Source organism: Flavobacterium hauense, from assembly GCF_054457175.1.
The window spans coordinates 221700-245869 of sequence record NZ_JBTKVX010000002.1 but is presented as its reverse complement, the minus strand read 5'-3'; the positions used below and the strand labels follow the sequence as shown (position 1 = coordinate 245869).

At 39.7% G+C, this 24170-nt stretch carries 23 protein-coding genes and 1 tRNA gene; 9 read left to right on the top strand and 15 right to left on the bottom strand.

From position 1 onward, the window contains the following. Window positions 1-217 precede the first annotated feature (217 nt). The 7 genes from ACX0HA_RS02275 (at window position 218) to ACX0HA_RS02245 (ending at window position 9195) form a co-directional block, all read left to right on the top strand. On the top strand, window positions 218-1606 hold the full coding sequence (locus ACX0HA_RS02275; protein ID WP_458843648.1) for a dipeptidase: 1389 nt from the start codon (window positions 218-220) through the stop codon (window positions 1604-1606). 143 nt (window positions 1607-1749) lie between these two features. Then, window positions 1750-2142 carry a hypothetical protein gene (locus tag ACX0HA_RS02270; protein ID WP_458843647.1) on the top strand — a complete coding sequence of 131 codons (393 nt, stop codon included), beginning with the start codon at window positions 1750-1752 and terminating at the stop codon, window positions 2140-2142. Window positions 2143-2283: 141 nt separating this feature from the next. Continuing rightward, the gene (locus tag ACX0HA_RS02265; protein ID WP_458843646.1) at window positions 2284-2655 is read left to right on the top strand and encodes a BlaI/MecI/CopY family transcriptional regulator; all 372 of its coding nucleotides are present in this window, start codon (window positions 2284-2286) and stop codon (window positions 2653-2655) included. 39 nt (window positions 2656-2694) lie between these two features. Then, a complete protein-coding gene (locus ACX0HA_RS02260; RefSeq protein ID WP_458843645.1) occupies window positions 2695-4353 on the top strand; it encodes a M56 family metallopeptidase in 1659 nt (552 codons plus the stop codon). Between the two features lie 64 nt (window positions 4354-4417). After that, window positions 4418-5926 carry a M56 family metallopeptidase gene (locus ACX0HA_RS02255; RefSeq protein ID WP_458843644.1) on the top strand — a complete coding sequence of 503 codons (1509 nt, stop codon included), beginning with the start codon at window positions 4418-4420 and terminating at the stop codon, window positions 5924-5926. A gap of 69 nt (window positions 5927-5995) precedes the next feature. Next, a complete protein-coding gene (locus tag ACX0HA_RS02250; protein WP_458843643.1) occupies window positions 5996-7930 on the top strand; it encodes a M56 family metallopeptidase in 1935 nt (644 codons plus the stop codon). A 164-nt stretch (window positions 7931-8094) separates the two neighbouring features. Then, window positions 8095-9195, top strand: coding sequence for a DUF4407 domain-containing protein (locus ACX0HA_RS02245; RefSeq protein ID WP_458843642.1), 1101 nt, complete (start codon window positions 8095-8097; stop codon window positions 9193-9195). A gap of 45 nt (window positions 9196-9240) precedes the next feature. Here the strand turns inward: ACX0HA_RS02245 and ACX0HA_RS02240 are convergent, their stop codons facing one another. From ACX0HA_RS02240 to ruvC, 7 genes are all read right to left on the bottom strand, one after another. Continuing rightward, complete coding sequence (locus ACX0HA_RS02240; RefSeq protein WP_458843641.1) at window positions 9241-9666, bottom strand: 3-hydroxyacyl-ACP dehydratase FabZ family protein; 426 nt, start codon at window positions 9664-9666, stop codon at window positions 9241-9243. Between the two features lie 12 nt (window positions 9667-9678). Further along, window positions 9679-10419 carry a PH domain-containing protein gene (locus tag ACX0HA_RS02235; protein WP_458843640.1) on the bottom strand — a complete coding sequence of 247 codons (741 nt, stop codon included), beginning with the start codon at window positions 10417-10419 and terminating at the stop codon, window positions 9679-9681. Window positions 10420-10480: 61 nt separating this feature from the next. After that, window positions 10481-10849, bottom strand: a complete 369-nt coding sequence (locus ACX0HA_RS02230; protein WP_458843639.1) for an MmcQ/YjbR family DNA-binding protein — start codon at window positions 10847-10849, stop codon at window positions 10481-10483. A gap of 38 nt (window positions 10850-10887) precedes the next feature. Further along, window positions 10888-11244: a DUF4260 domain-containing protein gene (locus tag ACX0HA_RS02225; RefSeq protein WP_458843638.1), complete on the bottom strand. Its 357-nt coding sequence runs from the start codon at window positions 11242-11244 to the stop codon at window positions 10888-10890. After that, window positions 11241-12005 (bottom strand): cyclase family protein, encoded by a 765-nt coding sequence (locus tag ACX0HA_RS02220; protein WP_458843637.1) that lies wholly within the window; start codon window positions 12003-12005, stop codon window positions 11241-11243. Before ACX0HA_RS02220 ends, ACX0HA_RS02225 begins: the two co-directional genes overlap by 4 nt. Before the next feature lie 13 nt (window positions 12006-12018). Then, on the bottom strand, window positions 12019-13152 hold the full coding sequence (gene hemW / locus ACX0HA_RS02215) for a radical SAM family heme chaperone HemW (RefSeq protein ID WP_458843636.1): 1134 nt from the start codon (window positions 13150-13152) through the stop codon (window positions 12019-12021). A gap of 19 nt (window positions 13153-13171) precedes the next feature. Next, on the bottom strand, window positions 13172-13723 hold the full coding sequence (gene ruvC / locus ACX0HA_RS02210) for a crossover junction endodeoxyribonuclease RuvC (RefSeq protein WP_458843635.1): 552 nt from the start codon (window positions 13721-13723) through the stop codon (window positions 13172-13174). A 23-nt stretch (window positions 13724-13746) separates the two neighbouring features. Here ruvC and ACX0HA_RS02205 point away from each other — a divergent pair, with 23 nt between their 5' ends. Continuing rightward, window positions 13747-14718 (top strand): hypothetical protein, encoded by a 972-nt coding sequence (locus tag ACX0HA_RS02205; RefSeq protein WP_458843634.1) that lies wholly within the window; start codon window positions 13747-13749, stop codon window positions 14716-14718. Here ACX0HA_RS02205 and ACX0HA_RS02200 read toward each other — a convergent pair. Then, window positions 14696-15172 carry a hypothetical protein gene (locus ACX0HA_RS02200; RefSeq protein ID WP_458843633.1) on the bottom strand — a complete coding sequence of 159 codons (477 nt, stop codon included), beginning with the start codon at window positions 15170-15172 and terminating at the stop codon, window positions 14696-14698. The two genes, ACX0HA_RS02205 and ACX0HA_RS02200, sit on opposite strands and share 23 nt — an antisense overlap. Before the next feature lie 112 nt (window positions 15173-15284). Between ACX0HA_RS02200 and ACX0HA_RS02195 the strand changes: the two genes are divergently transcribed. After that, a complete protein-coding gene (locus tag ACX0HA_RS02195) occupies window positions 15285-17411 on the top strand; it encodes a hypothetical protein (protein WP_458843632.1) in 2127 nt (708 codons plus the stop codon). Window positions 17412-17487: 76 nt separating this feature from the next. Here ACX0HA_RS02195 and ACX0HA_RS02190 read toward each other — a convergent pair whose 3' ends face one another. The 7 genes from ACX0HA_RS02190 to ACX0HA_RS02160 all read right to left on the bottom strand — a co-directional run bounded on the left by ACX0HA_RS02190 (window position 17488) and on the right by ACX0HA_RS02160 (window position 24167). After that, entirely contained in the window at window positions 17488-19089 is a 1602-nt protein-coding gene (locus tag ACX0HA_RS02190) for an ABC-F family ATP-binding cassette domain-containing protein (RefSeq protein WP_458843631.1), read from the bottom strand. Window positions 19090-19400: 311 nt separating this feature from the next. Continuing rightward, window positions 19401-19477 (bottom strand) — tRNA-Asp (locus tag ACX0HA_RS02185). Between the two features lie 121 nt (window positions 19478-19598). Continuing rightward, window positions 19599-20525 (bottom strand): DUF58 domain-containing protein, encoded by a 927-nt coding sequence (locus tag ACX0HA_RS02180; RefSeq protein ID WP_458843630.1) that lies wholly within the window; start codon window positions 20523-20525, stop codon window positions 19599-19601. 30 nt (window positions 20526-20555) lie between these two features. Continuing rightward, complete coding sequence (locus ACX0HA_RS02175) at window positions 20556-21701, bottom strand: hypothetical protein (RefSeq protein ID WP_458843629.1); 1146 nt, start codon at window positions 21699-21701, stop codon at window positions 20556-20558. 20 nt (window positions 21702-21721) lie between these two features. Further along, on the bottom strand, window positions 21722-22402 hold the full coding sequence (locus ACX0HA_RS02170) for a hypothetical protein (protein ID WP_458843628.1): 681 nt from the start codon (window positions 22400-22402) through the stop codon (window positions 21722-21724). Next, a complete protein-coding gene (locus ACX0HA_RS02165; RefSeq protein ID WP_458843627.1) occupies window positions 22392-22949 on the bottom strand; it encodes an RNA polymerase sigma factor in 558 nt (185 codons plus the stop codon). The genes ACX0HA_RS02170 and ACX0HA_RS02165 overlap by 11 nt, the downstream gene beginning before the upstream one ends. A 153-nt stretch (window positions 22950-23102) precedes the next feature. Continuing rightward, on the bottom strand, window positions 23103-24167 hold the full coding sequence (locus ACX0HA_RS02160; RefSeq protein WP_458843626.1) for an NADH:flavin oxidoreductase: 1065 nt from the start codon (window positions 24165-24167) through the stop codon (window positions 23103-23105). Window positions 24168-24170: the final 3 nt, after the last annotated feature.

Genomic DNA, 24170 nt, shown 5'->3' with positions numbered 1-24170 from the left:
AAGGACTCGAACCTTCACACCGTGAGGCACCAGATCCTAAGTCTGGCGTGTCTACCAATTTCACCACACCCGCAGGCTGATAATAAAACCGATAATTTGTTTCATTATTACGGGTGCAAATATACGACTGTTTTTAAATTTTCAAAGTAAATTCAGGGAAAAATTAAAATTATTTTTTCCTTAATTTTGCCTTTCAATCGTATATTACTAATTTATAATGGATAACATAAAAAATTACGTTCAGGAAAATAAAGAAAGATTTTTGAATGAACTTATAGAGTTACTTAAAATACCATCGGTAAGTGCTGACAGCGCCTACTCTCAGGATGTAGTAAATACCGCAGACGCTGTAAAGGCAAGCCTTGAAAAAGCAGGATGCGACTTTGTAGAACTTTGCGAAACACCGGGCTACCCTATTGTTTATGGTGAAAAAATGATTGACGCATCGCTCCCTACCGTATTAGTATACGGACACTATGATGTTCAGCCTGCGGACCCAATCGAATTATGGACATCGCCACCTTTTGAGCCGGTTATCAAAACAACCGAACTTCACCCTGAAGGTGCAATATTTGCACGTGGCGCATGTGACGACAAAGGCCAGATGTACATGCACGTTAAGGCTTTTGAATATATGATCGCAAACAACAACCTGCCTTGCAATGTGAAATTCATGATCGAGGGTGAGGAAGAAGTTGGATCACCAAGCCTTAGCTGGTTCGTAGAGCGCAACCAGGAGAAACTTAAGAATGATGTTATCCTTATCTCTGATACAGGAATGATCTCTAACCAGCAGCCATCTATCACAACTGGTCTTCGCGGACTTAGTTATGTAGAGGTAGAAGTTACAGGCCCTAACCGCGACCTTCACTCAGGCCTTTATGGTGGTGCCGTGGCAAACCCAATCAACATACTGGCAAAAATGATCGCCCAGCTACACGATGAGAACAACCATATCACTATTCCTGGCTTCTATGACAGGGTAGAAGAACTTTCCCGCGAAGAGAGGGACGAAATGGCAAAAGCGCCATTCTCTCTTGATGCTTACAAAAAAGCACTTGACATCGAAGATGTGTATGGAGAAGCAACCTACACTACCAATGAAAGAAACTCTATCCGTCCTACGCTTGATGTAAACGGAATATGGGGAGGCTATACTGGCGAAGGTGCAAAAACTGTTATTGCCAGCAAAGCATTCGCCAAAATATCAATGCGTTTGGTACCCGACCAAGACTGGAAAGAAATCACCGACCTGTTTACCAAGCATTTTGAAAGTATTGCCCCTAAAGGCGTGAAGGTGGTTGTAAAACCTCATCACGGGGGACAGGCCTATGTAACACCTATAGACAGCCTTGGCTACAAAGCGGCAGCAGCTGCTTATGAAGAAAGCTTTGGCATCAGGCCAATACCGGTACGTTCAGGTGGAAGTATTCCTATCGTTGCGTTATTCGAAAAAGAGCTTAAGAGTAAAACCATCATGATGGGCTTTGGCCTTGACAGCGATGCCATTCACTCACCAAACGAGCATTTCGGGGTATTCAACTACCTTAAAGGAATTGAAACAATCCCTTTATTTTACAAACACTTTACTGAAATGTCGAAATAATTGTTGCCGATTGATAGTTTCAGTTGTCAGCTCCTAATAATTCTAAAATCTAATCCGCCCTTCGTGGCGGATTTTTTTATGATTGATTCCAACCTTTACGCACTATTTGGCATCATATAATGATAATCCTAAGATACATCATTATGAAAAACCTCATCCTTATCACATTTATGGTATTAACAGCACTATGTCATGCACAGAATAAAAGATCTTTACCCAAAACAGTGATCACCGAAAAAAGGATTATCGTGACCTCAGGTAAAGTGAGCAACGAAGAGTTTGAAACATTAATAGATGAAACTCTGAAACAATACAAGGACAGGCCTGGCATTCAGATTATAGTTAAGGCACCCGGCCATACAACTTTTAATCATAAAACACCTGATGCCGATAAACCGGAGCCTATCGCCTTCAGAATAATACGTTCCGATGAAAAATTAAATATCAATAATCTACAGCCGGAACCCATAAAATTCTCATTAAAAAAAGACAGTATTTATTCAGAACATCGCGACAGCTTAAAAATTAAACCATAGGTATTCACAGGTAAAAATTACAATAAACAACTCATAAATAATCTCTTCCGCTATTACAAAGCGGATTTTTTTTGCAAAAAAAGTTGCACATGTAATTTTTTACTCTACATTTGTAGAAATAACTCTAAAACTGTAGAGCAAATGCAATTAACAAAAACAGAAGAACAGCTAATGGAATTTTTGTGGAAGCAGGAAAAGGCATTCATGAAAGACCTGCTGGATGCTTTCCCCGACCCAAAGCCAGCCACCACCACTGTTGCTACATTATTAAAGCGCATGGCCGATAAAGGTTTTGTAGGCTACAAAGAATATGGTAAATCGAGAGAATATTTCCCGATGGTAGAAAAATCAGACTATTTCTCGAAACAGGTAAACGGAATGATTAAAAGCTTCTTCAACAACTCAGCAGCACAATTTGCCTCTTTCTTTACAAAAGAAACCGACATGAGTGCCGAAGAACTCGAAGAGCTGAGAAAGATTATAGATAAAGAGATTGCCAAAAAACAGCAATAAAAAACAATACGTCATAACAAACCAACCAAACCAATTATTATGACCGACTTCCTTTTTAAATCGACCCTTTCAATGGCCGTATTGCTCGGCCTCTACTATATTTTATTCGAAAGGGAAAAGATGCACTGTTTCAACAGGTTTTACCTGTTGGGTGCATTGGTGCTTGCGATTGCAGTACCCTTTATTACCGTGATAACTTACATACAGGAGATTCCGTCATCCAACGCTACTACTATTACTACTACAACGTCAGTCTCCAAAGCCTTAGCGGAACAGCCAACAGATTACCTATTTTATATTGGCTGTACCATATACTCCATCGTAACCATTACACTGGCAATTCGCTTTATCAGGAATATTATCTCATTTTTTAAAAGAGCCAACAGCAATCCCTCTGTCATAATGGGAAAGGCAAAATTGGTGTTATTAGAGGAAAAGATACTTCCGCATACCTTTCTTAATTACATTTTTGTGAATCTGGAAGAGTATGAAGCCAAAATGATTGAAGATGAATTATACACCCACGAACTTACCCATGTAAAGCAAAAACATACGTTTGACATTTTATTTATAGAAGCGCTTAAGATTGTATTTTGGTTCAATCCGCTGCTATACTGCTATAAAAAGGCCATACAGCTCAACCATGAGTTCCTGGCCGATGAAAAAGTAATAGATTCTACTGCCAACACCGTCTATTACCAAAAGCTGCTATTGGAAAAAGCCACTGTTGGCACAACTTTCTCCATGGCAAGCAACCTGACATTTTCCCTAACTAAAAAAAGATTCGTTATGATGACTAAAACAACCTCAACAGTAAAAGCAGGTTTTTTAAAACTAGCCATTGCTCCCGTTATTACTGCATTAATGATACTTCTATGTGTTGAGACTATAGCACAGGAAGCTTTAAGCAATATTCCGGATAAAAAACAAGAAACACCTGCGGCAAAAGACAAAAGAAGGGATACTTACTACGCCGGAGTACGAATGATAATTGAAGACAAAACACGCAAGATAACAATCGACAAACTTTACGAAGAGCTAACAATGGAACAAAAAAGAGAATACCTGTTTTATGTCCCGATAGCAAAAGTAAAAAAATCTCCAACAGGAAAAGAACTTGAAGAGTATAAAAACAAGTCGAAGTATGCCATTTGGATTGATGGTAAGAATGTAGACAATCTGGTTCTCAACAAATATAAGAATACTGATTTTGTATATGTAACAGGAAGCCCTGTATATAAAAACGCACAGACTAAACAGCATCCACAGCCTTTCCAGTTTAATTTATACACCAATGCCTACTTTGACAAAAATCTTAAGTATGAACATTTAAAATATCCATCAAAGGTTTTAAAATTAAGCGTAAGTAATGAGGACAAGAAAAAAACAGCTACTTCAAAACAAAAAAATCAGAATATCAAATCAGCATCTAGTACTTTCTTTGAAACCGATACAGTAACCAAAAAACAAACCAATAGAGACCAACAATTCTCGAATGCCTTGTCCGGCGTTCCAAGCGATAAAATCAAATCACTTTTGATTATCAAAAATGTAACACAGCTACAGGTTGATTCGCTAAAACAAGCCATGCCTTATGTGTACTTGTCCAACAATCCTAAAAATTATGGAAAAATATTTATAGAGTATACTGATGAAAATGGAAATCCTGCCAGGAAAAATTTTTTCGCCGAAGAGTAAAATACCATTATTAATCACTGAAGCGGAAGAATTAAAATTATAGCACAATTAAATTAAACAAGCCATGATTGAATCCCTTATAAAATCGACCGTAGCAATGGGAGTATTGCTTGGCCTCTACTACATTTTATTCGAAAAGGAAAAAATGCACCGTTTCAACAGGTTTTACCTGCTGAGCGCGTTAGTGTTTTCATTGGCCTTACCGCTTGTAATAATTCCGGTATATGTTGAGACTTTTACACCATCATTCCAAATATCCGGGACATCAGAGATGCTTATGTCCCCTCAAGTACCTTATAGCGCAGCTCACGGAACTGTATATAAGCCTGCAATAAATTACATCCCCTACATAATATGGAGCATTTACAGCATCTTTACCATACTGTTAGCAGTACGATTTACGATTAATGTTAGGCACTTTATAAAAAAGTCAGCAAAAAATGAAAAAATCCGTTACAATGGAGCGACTCTTATATTACTTGATGAAAAAACACTCCCCCATACTTTCCTGAATTACATTTTTGTGAATCAGGAAGAGTATGAAGCCAAAATGATTGAAGATGAATTATACACCCACGAACTTACCCATGTAAAGCAAAAACATACGTTTGACATTTTATTTATAGAAGCGCTTAAGATTGTATTTTGGTTCAATCCGCTGCTATACTGCTATAAAAAGGCCATACAGCTCAACCATGAGTTCCTGGCCGATGAAAAAGTAATAGATTCTACTGCCAACACCGTCTATTACCAGAAATTGCTATTGGACAAAGCCCATGTTGGCCGGACTTTCTCCATGGCAAGCAATCTTACTTTCTCACTAACTAAAAAAAGATTTATCATGATGACTAAAACAACCTCAACAACAAAAGCAGGTTTTATAAAACTAGCTATTCTCCCTGTAGTTATCGCATTAATGATGCTTTTATGTACAAAAACTATCGCACAGCAATCGGAGATGCCCAAATTAGAAGAATTGGAATTAAGCCCCGAAGCGGAAGCTAAACTGGAAAGATTCCGCATCTCCGAGGCCGAAGAAGCAGAATTGCGAAAAACAAACCCTGATATGTTCAGCGATGATCCTGCTGTGTATCTAAAAAACACACGATTCAAATTCATTGATAAAACCGGTAAAGAAACTATAAAGAATGGTTATGCCCAATTATCTGAAAAGGAAAAAGAAAAAGTAATGTTTTCGAAAAACTTACGGGGAATGGGATATCTGGAAATTCAGGAAACGCCCGAAGAAACAGACGCGGAGTTCCCAGGCGGTTATATGGCATTCACTAAATTTATATCAAACAATATAACTCTACCTGATGTAAAAAACGACATGACAATAAAATTGAAATACAGCTTTACCATAAAAACAGACGGGACACTGGATGATTTTAAAGTTTGTACAGAACCACAGGCTTTTGGTGACTTTCAGAATACTTTTGAAAAGCTTCAAAAAGAGGTTTTAGCTGCTATTGTAAAATCTCCTAAGTGGAAACCTGCCATGCGGAATGGAAAACCTATTAATGCCGGTATTGACTACCCATTTACCATTACATTAAAAGTTAAACCATAATCAACCATTTATATTATTAATTGTTAGTTTTTAGACGGGGGTATCACCTCTACTGCTAAACCAAAAGCTATGAGTGAGTTTCTATTAAAATCAACCCTGGCAATGGGAGTGTTGCTCGGCCTCTACTATATTTTATTCGAAAGGGAAAAAATGCACCGTTTCAACAGGTTTTACCTGCTGAGCGCGTTAGTGTTTTCATTGGCTTTACCACTAGTAACTATTCCGCTTTATGTTGAAGCGGAAGCATCACCACAAGCACTCCCTATGGAGCAGTCTCTGGAGTTCAGGGAACAGCAAATGCCCGAAAAAAATATTACGGCAGCAAAACCAAAGATTACGATAACATCAGTTTATGAAATAGCCGAACCAGCGCATACAAACTATTGGCCCTACACAGGCTGGGGATTGTATCTGACTGTAGCCACGATTCTTTGGATAAGGTTTATACTTAATATTCGGAGGTTTTACAAAAACAAACGAAACAGCCTGACTGTAAGTTACAAAGGCACAAGCCTGGTGTTATTAAGCCAGGATGTACTTCCGCATACTTTCCTGAACAATATATATGTGAGCAAAAATGAGTATGAAAACAAACTTATAGCCCCGGAGCTTTTTACGCATGAACTTACCCATGTTAAACAGTTTCACACCATTGACATCTTATTTATAGAAACACTTAAAACCATGTTTTGGTTTAATCCGCTACTCTACTTTTACAAAAAAGCGATACAGCTCAATCACGAATTCCTGGCTGATGAAAAAGTAATAGAATCTACTGCCAACACCGTCTATTACCAAAACCTGCTACTGGAAAAAGTCACCGTTGGCACGTCTTTTTCCCTGGCAAGCAGCCTTAATTTTTCACTAACTAAAAAAAGATTCATTATGATGACCAAAACAACCAACAAAACCAAAGCGGTACTCATGAAATTTGCAGTACTGCCCGCCATTACTGGTCTGCTTTACTTTTTAAGCACGGAGACCGTAGTGTTGGCCAAAACAAATAATCCCACTGTTCCTGAAGTAAAAATTGCACCCGAAGCCAGAATTGAAACCACTGCTACCAGTGAAGTATCAGGGGATAGCCTTGAGCAGCAAACTCCCGGCACTATACATGTAGTTCCAAACAATCCTGATACCGAAGCCAGAAAAAACGAATACTACAAAGGCGTCCGCATCATCATAGAAGATGCTTCAAAAGGTAAATACATAGATAAGCCTTATGAATTGCTTACAGCAGAAGAGAGGCATTACTATCTGCCTGATGCTCCGGAGAAAAAGGGTGAGGCAAAGGGAATTCAGGATGCTGACTATACTTATTCTCTTTATACAGAATATAATGAACAGGGCGGCCAATTTTTCTTAGATGACAAAAAAGTATCACGCGATGAAATCCTTAAACTGAAAAAAGAAGATATTGCCGCATTTGCAGCTAAATCTTCAGGGATGAGCATGGTGGATGGAAAACTAAAAGGAAACCATAAAAGCTTCTTTTATACGTATCCTTATTACAACAAATACCTAAAAAGCATTTATGACCATTATCCGGACAAAAGCCTGAAAATAATCATCACCGACAAAGCTGAGGATTATAAATCTGAATACAACGAAGAAGCAAAAGCTACCGGAAAGACAGAATTGCAGATAATGGAAGAAAGAGAGAAAAAGGATCTTGAAGCAACGCATTATCCCACTGTTGAAGAGAGGAAAAAGCAGCAGCGTAGTTTTTATCCCCGTTTCTCGGGAGGCAGTAAAGAATTTGATCAATACCTCGCCAATAACTTAAAACTTGCCGATGCGTTTAAAGATAAAAAACTGTCGATTCATTTTACCGTAAACACCAATGGCAAGCTATCGGATGTTTGGGTCGCAGGAGAAAAAGACGAACAGTTGCTAAACGAAGTAAAACGCGTAATTGAAAACTCGCCTGAATGGATTCCAATGCAGCAAAACGGAGTCGCATCGAAAGTAGGGGTTTCGGTTGACTTTCCTTCAAAATCGTAACCAACCAATTCATATTTATAATTTCTATTAGTTAAATCCTGAAATCCGCCTCTTAAGGGCGGATTTTTCTTACCATAAAACCGAACATATCAACAGGTTATACCATTATTTCAAAAAACGCGTTACCTTTGTAGACATCATCATCATCAAAAAACAAAATCATCATGTTAAAGCGTTTTTTCATCACCTGTTCAGGGGTCGATAAAGACCTCGTGTACAGCTGCTCTAATGGCGAGCAGAACAAATATGCCGGTATTGGCGCAACTGTTTTCTTTACAGCGCTAATGGCCTGGATAGCCGCATCCTACGCCCTTTACACCGTTTTTGACAACGCCTACATGGCTACCTTCTTCGGACTTGTCTGGGGCTTCCTTATCTTTAACCTTGACCGTTTCATCGTTTCTACTATCCGCAAGCGCGATAAGATCGGGCAGGAATTCATTCAGGCTACACCGCGTATCATCCTTGCGATGATCATTGCCATTGTAATATCCAAGCCGCTTGAGATAAAGATCTTCCAAAAGGAGATTGATACCGTGCTGCTGAAAGAGAAGAACACACTGGCGATGGCCAATAAAAAACAGGTTGCCAATTATTTTCAGGGCGACCTCACCAAAAACAAGGCTGAAGTTGACAGCCTGAAATCGGCTATCACTAAAAAGGAAAAAGAAGTAAACGACCTTTACAGCACCTACATTACCGAAGCTGAAGGTACTAAAGGCACATTGAAATTAGGCAAAGGCCCTGTATATGCCGAAAAACGCATTAAACACGATGCTGCCCTTGCCGAGCTTGAGGCACTCCGTAAAACCAATACGGCAAAAATAGCCGCAAAAGAAAAACAGGGTGAAACACTGCAGGCCGACCTTGATAAAAAAATTAACGAAACACAGCCGATAATTGATAGTTTTGACGGACTGATGGCACGTATCAATGCGCTTAACAAGCTGCCATGGTTGCCTTCATTCTTCATAATGCTGCTGTTCCTTGCAATAGAAACATCACCTATTATTGCCAAATTGCTTTCGCCGAAAGGGGAATATGACTTTAAACTCGAAGATGCCGAGATGGCGGTAAAAACCAACCTGTCTCAAAACAATTACCAAAGGGAATTGATGCGTTCTACCGATGCTGGTATCTATGACGATGTATATGCCGAGATAAGGGATGACCGCGGACTTTATACCTATAAGAAGAAAAAGGCCGTTGAGCTGCTCGAAATGCAGGCCGACAGTTTTTCTAACAAACAGAAGAATGTAATGTAAATATAAAGCCCTCGTAAAACGAGGGCTTTTCTTTTATAATCATCTCTACATTGCAGAGGGATCTATCTTTATGCTTAACCAGGAAGCTTCAAGTACAAGCTCATCATTTACATAAGCTTTGCCTTGCTGCTTTACCATTTTGGCGCTAAGCCTTACGTTTTTTATAATATACTTTAGTTGCTCATTATAATGAACACTTTTGAAAATTTGTACGGTCTCAATATGTGCCAATGCAAAAACACCTTCGGCTATGCCAAGCAGCCTTACGCCGGCTCCGCCGCACTGCGCAATCGATTCTAAAACTATAGTTCCCGGAATTATATCCGGCGGAAAGCTTCCTTTCAATACAGGATTTTCTGTATCGGTAAATGTTTGAATACCTATGATCTCTTCTGTGCTGACAGAAACAATTTCGTCAACAAACAAAAAAGGGACACGATGCGGAATAAGCTCTTCTATAGTTTTGGCCATGGCGTAATCTAATTACAGGTATGCCAGTATCTCCTTTTTAAAGGCATCATACTCACCCTGAAGAATCAGGCCGTTATCCAACAATTTTTTGTAGTTCTGAAGCTTATCAAATAATTCTTCTTTACTTAGCTCGCTAAGCGCTTTGTCCTTACTACTTCTCTCTTCGGCAACAGGTGCAGGCTCGCTATAAGCAGGCATTACAGGCTGTGGCAGTGGGCTGATGATTTCCGCAAAATCATTTACTTCTTCTGTTTCTACTTCCTCTATTTCTTCGATCTGCTCAACTTCTTCTACGTGAGGATGCTGTTCGGCCGATGGCTCTGCAAAGAACGTTTCAGGTTTGGCAGGTGCGCTGCCTTCTTTAAGTTCTTCAAGCTGTTCTTTAGCGAACGTATTTATTTTTCTTGCCTGTATCTTTGGGATATAGTCTATAGAAACAGTAAGATCGGTATTTGTGTTAAAGGAAAATTCAGAACCAAGAATATTTTCTTTTACGAAAGTTGCCGTAATGATATTCCAGCTAAAATCGGTAAAATCCATAGACAGGCCAAGGTTCTTTGGCTTGCATATTATGATCCTTTTATTGGTAAGCACTATGCTGTCAGGAAAAACAGTGATTGCCGGTTTTTTCTGAACACCAATATAGCCTATCTCTTCACCCCTCATCAGGATGTCGCTAAGTTTAGATGTGATCTTTTCAACCGCTTTAGGGTCCTGTTCTTCGTTCAGGAAATTTTTTATATGCTCTTTCATATTGTTTACAAAGTAATTACAGCCTCAAAGTTACAAAGCCGAATATTAATTTACTAATAAATTATTGTTGTTCGGTAATTTCTGCCTGAAGCTTTTTGGTAAGGCTTTTAAACACGAGCTCGTAGGAATGGTCTATAAGTTCCATTAATGTTTTCTGAGGCACATCGCCATCAATGGTAACAGTATTCCAGTGCACCTTACTCATGTGATAACCCGGTTCTATGGCTTCATATTGCGCACGCAGTTCCAAAGCCCTGTCAGGATCGCACTTCAGGTTAACCGAGGCCTCCCCTTTTTCCCATTGTGATAATGACGAAAGCGCAAACATCTTGCCACCCACCTTAAATACAAGAGTGTCTTCATCAAATGGAAAATGCTCTGTAACACCTTTTTTGGCAAGGCAGTAATCGTAAAATCCCTGTATATTCATTTTTTTTTAAGTTGCTTAGTTACTGAGGAACTTAGATTTTAGGTTTTCTTTCCAATTTCACCCAGATGGGTAAACTTAAATCCTTTTTCATATTTAAGCCCATAGCCAAACATCCGGTCCATAGACGAGTGAGAGAACAATATAACTCCGCTCAGCTGAATCGTTTCGTTAGCGAGATATACACCCAAAAGATATACACCAATGGCTAACGCTCTGTGATGTGCAATATTATAACACCACGCTCCCAACTTGTTACCTAAAACATAACCAAGCATAGAAAAATCAGGAACTAAAAGCAAAGTGGGAAACCACCACCATGCATAATCCAGTGTATTGAACAGGTAAATACCCAAGCCAAATAAAAGGGCTTCTTCCAGTTGTATCAGTTTTTTCATGACAGCTTATATAAAACCGGTTTACTTGGGCTGGCATCATTTTCAAAAGAAGCGATCTGCAGGTTCAGCAGGTAGCTGCCGTCTTCTACGACATCATTTACATATACCATTTCGGTAATGGTTGCATCATGTCGGGCATCGGCATTCAGGTTATGGATGTCTTTTACATTCCAAAAGGCTTTATGCGACACAAGCCTTCCTTCATCGCTTTCCCTGTCTACACTCGGCATATCTATAAGCAGATGCTTTATGCCGCATTCGCGGATGTAAGCAGCAGCACTCTCTTCAAGATAGGGCGGATTGGTATTGCTATAGTTTTTTGATTTCTTTTCTGCGTCATTAGGCAACGTACGGATCACAATCGCTTCGGGTAATTTCCCTTTAATCACAGCTTCTATCTGAGCCTTTGTAATAACAAAATCTTCTCCCTGTGCTTCCGGCTTTACCGATACCAACTCTGCCATAAAGAAGAATTGCTTCAGCGCCTGGTTAACGCTGTAAAAATCTCGTGTAATATGACCCAGGCATTCGGTATGCGTACCATGCCCATGCGGATTGAAGAATATATTATTGAAGTTGGTCGACGAGCCTTCACTTACCTTTCCTACCCAGTCGCCCATTTTTACAGGCTCTATTACAGGTTTGTCTATATACCACGCAATAGGATTGCTATCGGTATTAGATAGTGGAATTGAAATATCAATAGGTTGGGAAAGGTCAGCTGAAAATGCTGTCCCGTTATGTTGTATGGTTATTTTCATTTAGACTGTGGTTTCAGTCCAAATTTATAAAAAACAGGTCAGACGCAATGCCATCGGCCAAAAACTTTCCTTCACGGGTTGTTTTAATGATACCGTTTTCATTTACCAGCAACCCCTGCTCTATAAACTTAGCGGCTTCGTTGCTTAAATAATTACTGAAGAGCTTACCCAATTCGTCATGTACCCTTTGTACCGATACACCCCAAATGGTGCGCAATCCTGTCATGACATATTCGTTATAACGGTCGGCAGGGGTTAGTTTTTCGGTTTCAGCCGGGAGCATGTCCTCTTCGATTCCTTTAAGGTAAAGCGCATTGTTGGCAATGTTCCAGCTACGGTGTATACCATCATAGCTATGTGCCGAAGGGCCAATCCCTATGTATTTCTTCCCGAGCCAGTAAGCTGTATTGTTTTTAGAAAAATAGCCTTCTTTGCCAAAGTTAGAGAGTTCATAATGCACAAAACCATAAGCCTGAAGCACATCTACAAGAAGCAAAAAATGTTCGTGAGAAACTTCCTCGCTTGGCGCGGCAATCTCTCCTTTTTTTACGAATTTATCCAGTGCGGTCTTAGGCTCTACCGTGAGTGCATAGCTTGAAATATGAGGCACACCAAACGACAAGGCCTTATTTACATTATGCAGCCAGCGTTCATTTGTCATTCCCGGAACACCATATATAAGATCGATAGAAATATTGTTGAAATATTTAACCGCTTCCGTAAGGCAGGCTTCCGCTTCAAGGGCGTTATGGGCACGATTCATCATTTTAAGGTCGTCTTCAAAAAACGATTGTATACCGATACTCAGCCTGTTGACGGGACTTTTTGCCAATTCGATTATTCGATCATTGGAAAGATCATCAGGGTTTGCTTCAAGGGTAATCTCGGGATTCGCACCTACCGAATAATTTTGGTAAACTGTATTTATCAGCAGTTCTATCTCTTCGTTAGAAAGTACAGAAGGTGTACCTCCTCCAAAATAGATTGTCTCAACGGTTTCATTGGCAAATTCATTTTTGCGCATGACAATTTCTTTGGCTAAAGCCAAAACCATGTCGTCTTTCTTTTTCATGGATGTAGAAAAATGAAAGTCACAATAGTGGCATGCCTGCCTGCAAAAAGGAATATGAATGTAGATGCCTGCCATGATAATTACCGGATAGTGCCTATTTTATTCTGCCTTCATTCTGTTTCACGAAACTGTCCCAACCGCTATAGCTCTTACCTGCAACAATCTTACCCGAGTTAAAGAAATGGCATACTGCAGCAGCAAGTCCATCGGTACTGTCGAGATTTTTGGGAAGCTCCTTTAAGCCTAACAATTGCTGAAGCATTTTTGCCACCTGTTCTTTACTTGCATTACCATTTCCGGTAATCGCCATTTTTATTTTCTTGGGTTCATATTCTGTAATAGGAATCTGGCGCGAAAGTCCTGCCGCCATGGCAACTCCCTGTGCCCTGCCCAGTTTTAGCATAGACTGTACGTTCTTGCCAAAGAAAGGCGCTTCAATAGCGATTTCATCGGGATGGTGTGTTTCTATAAGCTCAATAGTACGCTCAAATATTATCCTCAGCTTTACATAATGGTCGTCATACTTGCTAAGCTGAAGTTCATTCAGCTGAAGGAATTCCATCTTTTTATTAATGACCTTTATAAGGCCGAAACCCATAATGGTCGTACCCGGATCTATCCCTAATATAATGCGTTCGTTTGCCAATGTATTTTCTTTACTTTTGCAGCATGTCAGCCACACGCAAAGCTAAACAATTCCTCGTTGCCTTTATCAAACTTTTGATCGTAGGCGGAGCCTTTTATTTTATCTATGACAGGCTTGCCAATAATGACCAACTGGACATGGATCGCTTTATCAGGTTAATCAACCGGGAAGACATCAACTGGTTCCTGTTCCCTTTGCTTGCCTTAACCGTTTTAAACCGTTTTCTGGAAATTTTAAAATGGCAAAACCTGGTATCCTGGTTTCATCCCATATCATTGGGTAAATCGGCAGCGCAGGTACTCGCAGCGGTTACAGTTGCATTGTTTACACCAAACGGCATAGGCGAATATGCTGCAAAAGCGATGTATTTTAAAAAAGAAGAAACCGGCGAGATCATATTCCTTAACCTTGTCTGCAACGGAATCCAGCTTATTATTGCCGTTGTAGCCGGCATTGCAGGATTACTGTATTTCAATTATACCTATCCGGCCGTCTCGGGAAATCTGGCATTAGCCATTGTCGCAGGAATTACGATAACTACCCTATTGTTGTTTTCGGCAAGGAAGATTACCATAAAAGGGTATTCACTACAAAGGCTGGGCGAAAAACTGAATGATATCCCTAAAAGCATCCACCGCAAAAACATTGTGCTGGCATTGTTCCGCTATCTTGCGATTGTACATCAATACTATATTCTATTTTTATTATTCAATGTTCAATTGCCCTACTTCCTTTTATTGGCTACTATAGCAGCCACTTATTTTCTGGGCTCTTCACTACCAAGCTTCCAGTTCCTTGACTTTGCAGTAAAAGGCAGTGTGGCTGTATTTTTCTTTGGGATACTTGGAGTCAATGAATGGATCGTAGTATTTATAGCAACACTTATATGGCTGCTCAATACAGTACTGCCTGTAACCATAGGCAGCTATTTTGTATTCACTTTTAAATCGGGAAGAAAAACAGAAGAAGTTTCTACTGTTTCACATCAAGGATAACGGGCAGTATAAATTGTGTAGTTACTGGCACACCTTCCTTTTGAGCCGGCTCAACAGCAGGAAAATTTACCAGTCGCGCTTTAATGAGGCTGTCAATTTTTGCCATGTTGTAATTGGCTTCCCCTGGCAACTGTGGTTCAAACCTTAACGAAGCATTAGAAAAAACAGTTACCTTAACCTGAATGGTGTCCATTTCGGGATAGAGCAATGCAAGCGTATCAATATCCAGTTTGTTTTGAATGAGAAGGGTCATCTGAGCAAAAAAGCAGTCTTTTCTCAACTCTTTATCCATTATGGCATCACATTCGGCTATCGAGGGATAGCTGCTTACCTCTTTCCAGTTTATTTCTTTGAGGCGCTTTTGCAACAATTCTTCCTCATTAGGCACCTGACCATCAAAGAAACGGCATGAGCAAAGAAAAACGAGAAAAGATAAAGCCGCAATTTTTTTCATTCAGCAGAAGTAAGCATATGTGGTAAAGCCCAAAAATAAGGAAAAAAAATTTAAGTATATTTGGAGATATATTAAAGAAAAACCAAATACCTAACATAATCAACCAAACGCTTTGAAATTTATTGCCCTACTACTCTCCCTTTTATTATTAGCCGGATATGCCTATGTCGTTTTTAAGTTTTCTACCGAGCTGATTAAGATAGTTGCTACAATAAAAAACAAGCCCCTAAGAATTATTTACAGCACAAGCTTTTTGCTTCCCGGCCTTGCATTGTTCTTTTTATTAAACGAAGAAAGATTTATTTACTTCTGGGACTATTCCGGCTATTGGCATGGAGCAATAACATTTCATAATAATTTTTTTGACAATCCTTTCAGGGCCTTGATTGGAGTTTACACGTCTATAAAACATGACATCTATAACTCATCTCCTAACCTGCTCCCTGTCGCTGTCAATCATTTCCTCGGATTAAACTTCAATAGCTATGTGTTTTCCGTATATCTCGTCTATTTAGTACCTTTTTCATTGGTATTCTCTTCGATAATAATACGACTGAACCCTGATACCAATATAAAATTCAAGCTTGCGCTTCCGTTTTTTATCCTTTGCTTCACTCCCTGCCTTATACCTATCCGATATGGATTCCTTGACATTGCCGGACTGATTTACGTAGCAATTGCAATGTTACTATTAACAAGAAGCAATTATTACAGGGAACTGAATGTGAAAAATGCAATTGTTTCAGGAGTAGTGCTGTTGTTGCTTATTTTTACCCGCAGATGGTATTCGTTTTGGTTTGTAGCCTACTTTATTGCTGTTTTTACAGTAAATCTTATCGTCGCAATAAAAAGGAAAAACCGCAAAATCATTATAAACACCTGCATTAATCTTGCCATTTCGGGCAGCACTGCAGTTGTCATAATGCTGGTATTCTTTTACCCGTTTTTTGAAATGACAGTTTTAAAAGACTATAAAGATATTTATTCTGCCTACAGGTCATCAAGCTATATGCACCAATTAGATAACTTTAAGCATTTTTTCGGCCTACTTATTATCATCATTGCAATAGCAGGAATATTTCTTTCCATTAAAAAGCATAAATCACTTACCGCCTTCTTTATAACAGGATCAATAATAATCATTTTTCTTTTTATCAGAGTTAACGATTTTGGCGGACTTCAGCACTACTATTTGCTTGTTCCTTTCTTCCTGTATTTTTTCCTGCAGACTGCCGCTTTTTTTTCAAACAGAAAATATATCCTCGCCTCTCTGTTTGCGCTATTGCTCGTAAATAATTATTTTGTATTTGCTCTTAATCCTACGACCACAACACATGTTTTTTCAAACATTCAAGGAAAAGCATTTTTCAGGACGGATTATGATCAGATCGAAAAGATCTCTAACCGAATAATAGAACTTCAGAACTCGGGAGAGTATGTATATATCGTAGCCAGCGGAACAACGCTGAACGAAGATATAATTAAGAATATTAAGCTTCCTGACATCAGCAACCCTATATTCAAGATGCTGAATACCCAGCACGTAGATAAACGTGACAGATTTCCTAACACTCTTTTCCTTGCAGATTACATCATAACAACATCTCCTGATGAGATACATCTGGGCGCCGAAAATCAGCAAGTGGTAGTCTACTTTAACAACGCCATTATGAATGGCTACCTAAAGCATCATTACGAAAAAGTAGAAGAATTCCCTCTTATAAACAACATGAAGGCTTTCCTGATGAAAAGAACCTCATCGCTAAGCAATGCAGAAATACAAACCATGCACGACTATTTCAAAAAGGCATATCCGGAATATGAACAGATGTATGACGTTAACAGAAGTATGCTAAAAATATGTGACATCAATGTTGGCAACGGATATGGGATGGCAAATTTTGAAAATGAGAACACAATCAACCTGTGCCCGGGATCAGAAAGACCGAGCGAGATGAGCTTCATGTTTGATGAGAATGACAAAACCCTGAGCTTCACAGCAACATTCAACAATAAAGAAACTCTTGTAAGGGAATGTAATTCGGAAAAAGATGGTGAAGTTAATCTTATCATCAAAGAAAATGGAAACGTTATAAAAACCATATACCTTACCCATAAGCAAGACGAAAAGATAACACTTGATGTTTCAGGTAAGAAAAAAATAACCATTACGGTTGATAAAGGTAAAAACGAAGATTACTGCGATTGGTTTAGAATAATTGATTTTCACATCAAATAACGAAAACATCCTAAGAAAAACTTTAAAATATTTTAAGAACGCCCCGCAATTGCAGGGCGTTCTTAATTATAGGACCTTATTTCGGGCTTTTGCCAATACTAATAACCTTATCTGTATTTAGCTGTTCGATAAATGTTTCGTCATGCGACACTACAATCAGTGCCCCTTTATACTCTTTTACGGCCGTTGTAAGGATTTCGATATTCTGAATATCAAGATTGTTTGTAGGCTCATCTAAAATAATAACATCTGGCGGTCGGCTATCAATAGTAAGGCAGCAAAGCATCAGGCGCATCCTTTCGCCACCACTAAGGGCTCTGCACGGCTTATCCCAGGTCCCTTTCCCAAACAAAAAGCGATTAAGCCTCATTTTTATATCGTGTTCCTGCATTCCGGAAACATTAAATTGCTGCGCCTGTTCATAAACCGTAAGCCTGCTATCAATCAGGGAATAATCCTGGTCAATATATACCGCTTTAGTAAGATTACTGCTCACTTTGCCCATAGAAGGCTTCATTGCGCCAATTATGATTTTTATAAGAGTGGTCTTTCCTGAACCGTTCTCCCCTTTCAAAAGAATGCGTTCTCCGCTCATAATTTTAAAGCTCAGGGCTTTTTCCCAAATGGGATTAATCCCATAACTGAAATTCACCTCATCCGCAGAAAACAGAACTTTGCCTTTATGCAAACCAGAATCATCAAAACCAAGCTTCATCTTATCAATATCCGGGCGACCGGTTCTCAATTCCTGCAGTTCCTGAGTTATCCCGCCTATTCGCTCCTCATGAACATCTTTCATCTTCGATGTACTGTTCTCGGCCTTATTCCGCATAGTATTCATCATAATACGCGCAACACCGGACTTTTCCTGCTTTCCTTTGCCTCGGGCATCCAGTTTTTGCTGTTTCTCTATTGTTTCACGTTCTTTTTCTTTTGCTGCTTTAAGCTCTTTTTCTTTTGAGTGTATGTTTTGGCTCAGGGCATTTTGTTCGGTTTGCTTTTGTTCTGAATAAAAGTCATAGTTACCCCCGTAGGTTTTTATACCAATCCTGCTTAGTTCACAGATTGCATTTAACAGATTAAGCAATTTCCTGTCATGGCTAACAACTACGAGCGTAGCATTTGTTTGCTGTATAAAATCGTATAATAACTGCCTTCCCGAAGCATCAAGATGGTTACTGGGTTCATCCATCAACACCATGTCCGGTTGATGAATGGCAATCCCTGCAAGAAACACCTTTGTTTTCTGTCCGCCACTAAGGGAAGCCATCGTCTGATTTAAATCCAATCCGTCGAGTTCCCAATGTGACAGTGCCTGAGAGCAGCGCTCTTCGACCGACCAGTCGTCTTCCAGCCATTCAAAATTTTGTTCGGAAGTGTTCCCACTCAAAATCTCTTTAAGCGCGATAAGTTTCTTGTCTACTTTTAAAGCCTGCCCAATAGTAAGGCGGTTGTATTGCCCGAAAACCTGCGGAATAAGATAAGGTACGGCGTCAACAGACTTAAGTCCGCCTGAAGGCTCTAAATTACCTGCAATGATATTTAATAATGTAGATTTTCCGCTGCCATTATTACCTGCCAAAGCAATCTTCTGGTAACGGTTTACGGTTAAATTAAGCGATGAGAATAACAGATCCTTATTAGGATGGATATATGAAATGTTTTGTAGCGTAATCATAATTTATTTCTAAAGTTTACACAATGAACCTGCACCGCCGGTGCGGTTCGTTATTGAATATTCCGAGAAAAAATTATTTTTTACATTTCTATATCTTCAGATTTGTGTTGCAAATATATATTATTTGCGTGACAAGGAATTAAAACCGTACAGTACTTAAATCAAAAAAGCCCTCCAATCTAATGGAAAGCTTCTCATTCGGTCTAACTACTAAACCGTGTTAAGCCCGAAGCTTAACGTAAACAACACAACTGCTTTAAATATTTTAGGCGAAAAAAGCCCCGCATTATGCGAGGCTGTTTCTCCTTTACTGGCGGTCTGGACGGGACTCGAACCCGCGACCCCATGCGTGACAGGCATGTATTCTAACCAACTGAACTACCAAACCAGCGTTCTTAATGTCCCTCTCAACTCGCGTTGTTTGTTTCATTATTACGAGTGCAAATATACGGCTGTTTTTGATATCTGCAAGTGTTTTCAAAATAATTTTTAGATTATTTTTTCATCAATTATCCAAACTTTTGTTTCTCAACAAGGTAGGTCGTTAAAATTTTTTCAAATTTTTCATCCACCGAAACCGGAACATACTTGATTTTATACTGCATGCAGGTTTCAGCAACTTTTTTAAAGTAATTATCGGCCAGTTTTTCGTACTCTTCCTTTACATTTTCGGCAAAAAGGTTCACTTCCTCCCCCGATTCCAGGTCAATAAACTTCCTAGGGGCATTATCAAAGTCAAAATTAAGCTCCGTTTTTTTATCGATCACATGAAAAAGCACTACTTTATGCTTGTTGTGCTTTAAATGCTGAAGCGCATTAAACAGCGCTTCGTCATTTCCGGGCTGAAACATATCAGTAAATAATATGATCATGGAACGGCGGTGCATCTTTTGGGCAATCTGGTGCAAAAAGGTAGTCGTATCGGTCGCTTTGCTTCGTCCTGGCGACTCCAGTACACTTTCTAGCTTATTCAGCAGCATCCTGTGATGCCTGCCACTACCCTTTTCGGGCGCATAAAACTCATAACTGTCAGAGTATACACTCAGGCCAACAGCATCTCGCTGGTGCTTTAAAAGCTCCATAAGTACCGCAGATGCCAGAACCGAGAAACCTATCTTATTTTCATAGAACTGCTGCCCCGCTTTTAGCTTAGGATAATGCATCGACGATGAGTTATCTATAATGATATGGCATCGCAGGTTGGTTTCTTCTTCATAGCGCTTGGTATACAACCTGTCGGTACGGGCATACAGCTTCCAGTCCATGTGCCTGGTGCTTTCTCCTGCATTATATACCTTATGCTCTGCAAACTCTGAGGAGAACCCGTGAAACGGACTCTTATGCATCCCCGAGATAAAACCTTCCACGATTTGGTTGGCTAACAATTCGAGATGCGAAAAACTGGATATCTTTTCTAATTGGCCTTCTATATTCATAAACCAAATGTAACGAAAAAAAGATTTCTATTAAAGATCGGCTCTTAAACCAAAATATAAGGCATGATCTTTATAAGCTGAGTTACTAAACACGGTATTGAGTTCATAGTTCGCAAAAAGGCTAAGGCTACCAAACCCAACATAACCCTTTAGCCCGTAAACAAATTTTTCGACGTTGTAATCCTGACGGGTCTTTACTTTTATATCTTTTCCCTCATCAACATACTTCATCCACTGCATGGCTCCGGCATTAAACCCGGCAAAACCCCCAATTCCTACTTTAAAACTTGTAGAGGTATCATACCTGAAATAATCTTTATATTCCTTTTTCTTTGAAGGCCCGAATTCTAATAAAACAGGGAAAACTATATTACTGATCACAAATCTGTTCCATTTTACCTGATCAGGAAAAACCTCAAGGCTGGTATAGCCGTTGTCATTTACAAAATACTTATTGCCTTTTGGGCTTAGCTGATTTTGCTGATAGGAAACACCATAAGCTAACCTCCAGTAATTAGACTCCTTTAGCAAACGCGTGCGAAAAGTAAAACCAAGTTCAGCATAGCCGTTTTTTCCAAATTTGTACAAACCTCCCAAATCTACACCATCGCCGGTTGTTCCGCCAAATCCAAGTGCGAAGACCATATCAGTATAAGTACGCTTATCATATTTGGGTTTTTTGTCAGACCCCGCATAACTGATCCCTAACAAAAAACTTCCTTTATCGTCTGTTGTATTCCCAAAACCCACTTCTACATAACCCGTTGGATTAGGCTGGTAATCATATATAACATCCCTATTAATAAGTGCAATCTGGCTTTCCACAATAGCCATTTTATCATCGATATTCAGTGCCGTTATCTTTGCGGCTTCCTGTTTTAATGCCGTAGCTTTTTCCTGGGTTATTTCTCCTTTCTCAAGCCTTTTGTCTATTTTTTCGATTATTTTTTTAAGTTCGAACTTTTCAGCTTCAGCGATACTCTGTTTTTCAAGCTCGAAAGCTTCAAGTCTCCGCTTTTTAATCTCTTCGTAGTATGCATGATCATAATCATTCCACCACGACATCTTTTTTTCAGTAGAAGACTGCAAAAGAGGGCTGTTTTCAATCTGGGCGTTAACTTTGGGCAAAAAAATCCCTGTCGCCACAAAGGCGATGCATAATAAGGTTTGTTTCATAATTAAAAGATTGGGTGTTGTTAGTCTTTTACGGCAAAGCGTATCTTTTTATTCTTAAGCGAAAATATACTCATTGCCTTTTCGCGGTAGTATTCATTCATTTCCCCTTCAACTTCTTTTAGAAGGGCAGTATTATCTGTAGGTTTAGACAAAATTTTATCGGCTGCCACATCTTTTACAGCATTTTTAAGCAGATAGTCTACTTCCTGCTCATAAAGCTGTTCTTTAGTAAGCACTCTTTTTTCCTGTAGGGTAACACCTGCAAGGGTCGGGCTTTCTGCTGGCTCAACCTCATTATAAGCCCCTGTGATTGTCGCGACTTCATCTTTACGAATATCAGAACCTGTATACCTCTCAACTTCATAAGAAGTCGCTATTTCCATTTGCTTTGGTAGCACTCCGGTTTCGGGCTCAGCGTCAGGAGTTATTACATCAAACGTTTCATTTTGAGCACCCGTGGTTACTATTTGTGGTTTAACCTTTACATCATTGTTATTCTCCAACATAAAGTAATAACTTCCAAAAAGCATTAACAGCACAATCGACGCAGCATAATATATATATGTCCTTTTTTTCTTCTTTTTATCTTTACCCTGCTCACGGTTGCGAACAATGCGATCCCAAGCCTGCCCACTCGGGGTAATGCTTCTATTGCCAAGCTTATCGGCAAGCTGCTGTTCAAGGTTATTTCTATCTTTCATTTTCCATTCTCTTTAGCGATCCCAATTGTTCCTGTAGTTGCTTTCGCGCCTTAAACAATTGCGATTTCGATGTATTTTCACTTATCCCCAGCATTTCAGCTATTTCTTTATGGCTGTACCCCTCAACTGCAAACATCACCAATACGGTCCGGTAGCCTTCCGGCAGCCTGTCTATGAGCAACTGCAGCAAATCGGCATCAATATCGATATCATTGGTGCTAACAGGCGGCATTTCGGCTGTTTCAATGTCTTCAAAATAAAGCTGGGTTCGGCTCCTTAAAAAGTCAATAGCCTCCCTTACCATAATTCTTCTGAGCCAGCCTTCAAAACTGCCTTCGAACCTAAATTTTGCCAAATTATCAAGCGCACGGGTAAAACCCTGAATCATTACATCCTCGGCATAATGAAGGTCTTTAATATACATCCGGCATACGCCAAGCATTTTTGCGGCATAGCGGTCATACAGCTGCCTTTCGGCACGGCTGTCTCCCTGCTGGATCTTTTTGACAATAACTTCATCAGAAGCATGTAACCTGATTATTTTCAAATTGGTTAAAGTTGGTTTGTTTTTATAAGACGGATAATTTTTATTTAAAGTTGCCTGAAGCTTAAATTATTTTCCATTTTTCTTACTTACACCCAAATGTAAATAAAAAACCACACAATGATTTGTGTGGTTTTACGCTTTATTTTATTGATATTAGTACAGTTTACCTGCACTGGAAGGGCTAAACGATTTTAACTCATCAAAACGGTTTTCTTTTACCTTCTGCACCCATTCCGGATCCTGAAGAAGGGAACGCCCTACAGCTACTAAGTCAAAATCACCACGCTCATATCTGCGTAACAACTCGCTCAGGTCAGTAGTATCTGCTCCTTTTCCTTCGCCAAAGAATTCCATGAAATCACCACTCAGCCCTACCGACCCTACTGTAATCGTTGGTTTACCCGTAATCTTTTTTAGCCAGCCAGCAAAATTCAGGTCGCTTCCATCAAACTCGTTTTCCCAGTACCTGCGCTGCGAACCGTGAAAGATATCTACTCCGGCTTCGGCTAAAGGCAATACCCAGTCCTCAAGCTCTTTTGGGTTGTGTGCCAGTTTTGCGGTATAATCCTGTTGTTTCCATTGCGACAGCCTCATAATAACCGTAAAGTCATCACCCACGGCCCTGCGTATAGCTTTTACAACCTCAACCCCAAAACGAGCCCTCTCCTCAATACCTTTTCCACCATAGTCATCAGTACGGCTGTTAGTCCCTTCCCAAAAGAACTGGTCAATAAGATATCCGTGTGCGGCATGTATCTCCAATGCATCAAAGCCAAGATCTTTAGCATTCTTTGCTGCGCTGGCAAAGGCCGCTATAGTATCTTCTATATCTTTTAATGTCATCGTTTCCGGACTTTCCAGAGGAGACGAAGGCCTCCACTCCCCTGCAACTGTATTTCCTACATGCCATATTTGCGGAGCGATAGCGCCTCCTTCGGCATGCACACCATTTACTACACGGTTCCATCCGTCCAGGGCTTCATTACCATAGAAGTCCGGGATGTCTTTCATATTCTTAGAGGCTGGCCGGCCAATTACCGTACCTTCTGTAAGAATCAGCCCCACTCCGGCGGCTGCCCTTCGGGAATAATATTCAGCTACCTGTTGTGTAGGCACGCCATCCGGCGAAAAAGCCCTAGTCATAGGTGCCATTACAAATCTGTTCTTTAAATTCAGGCTTTTATATTGAAACGGGGTAAATAGCGATTCGAAATTCATAGT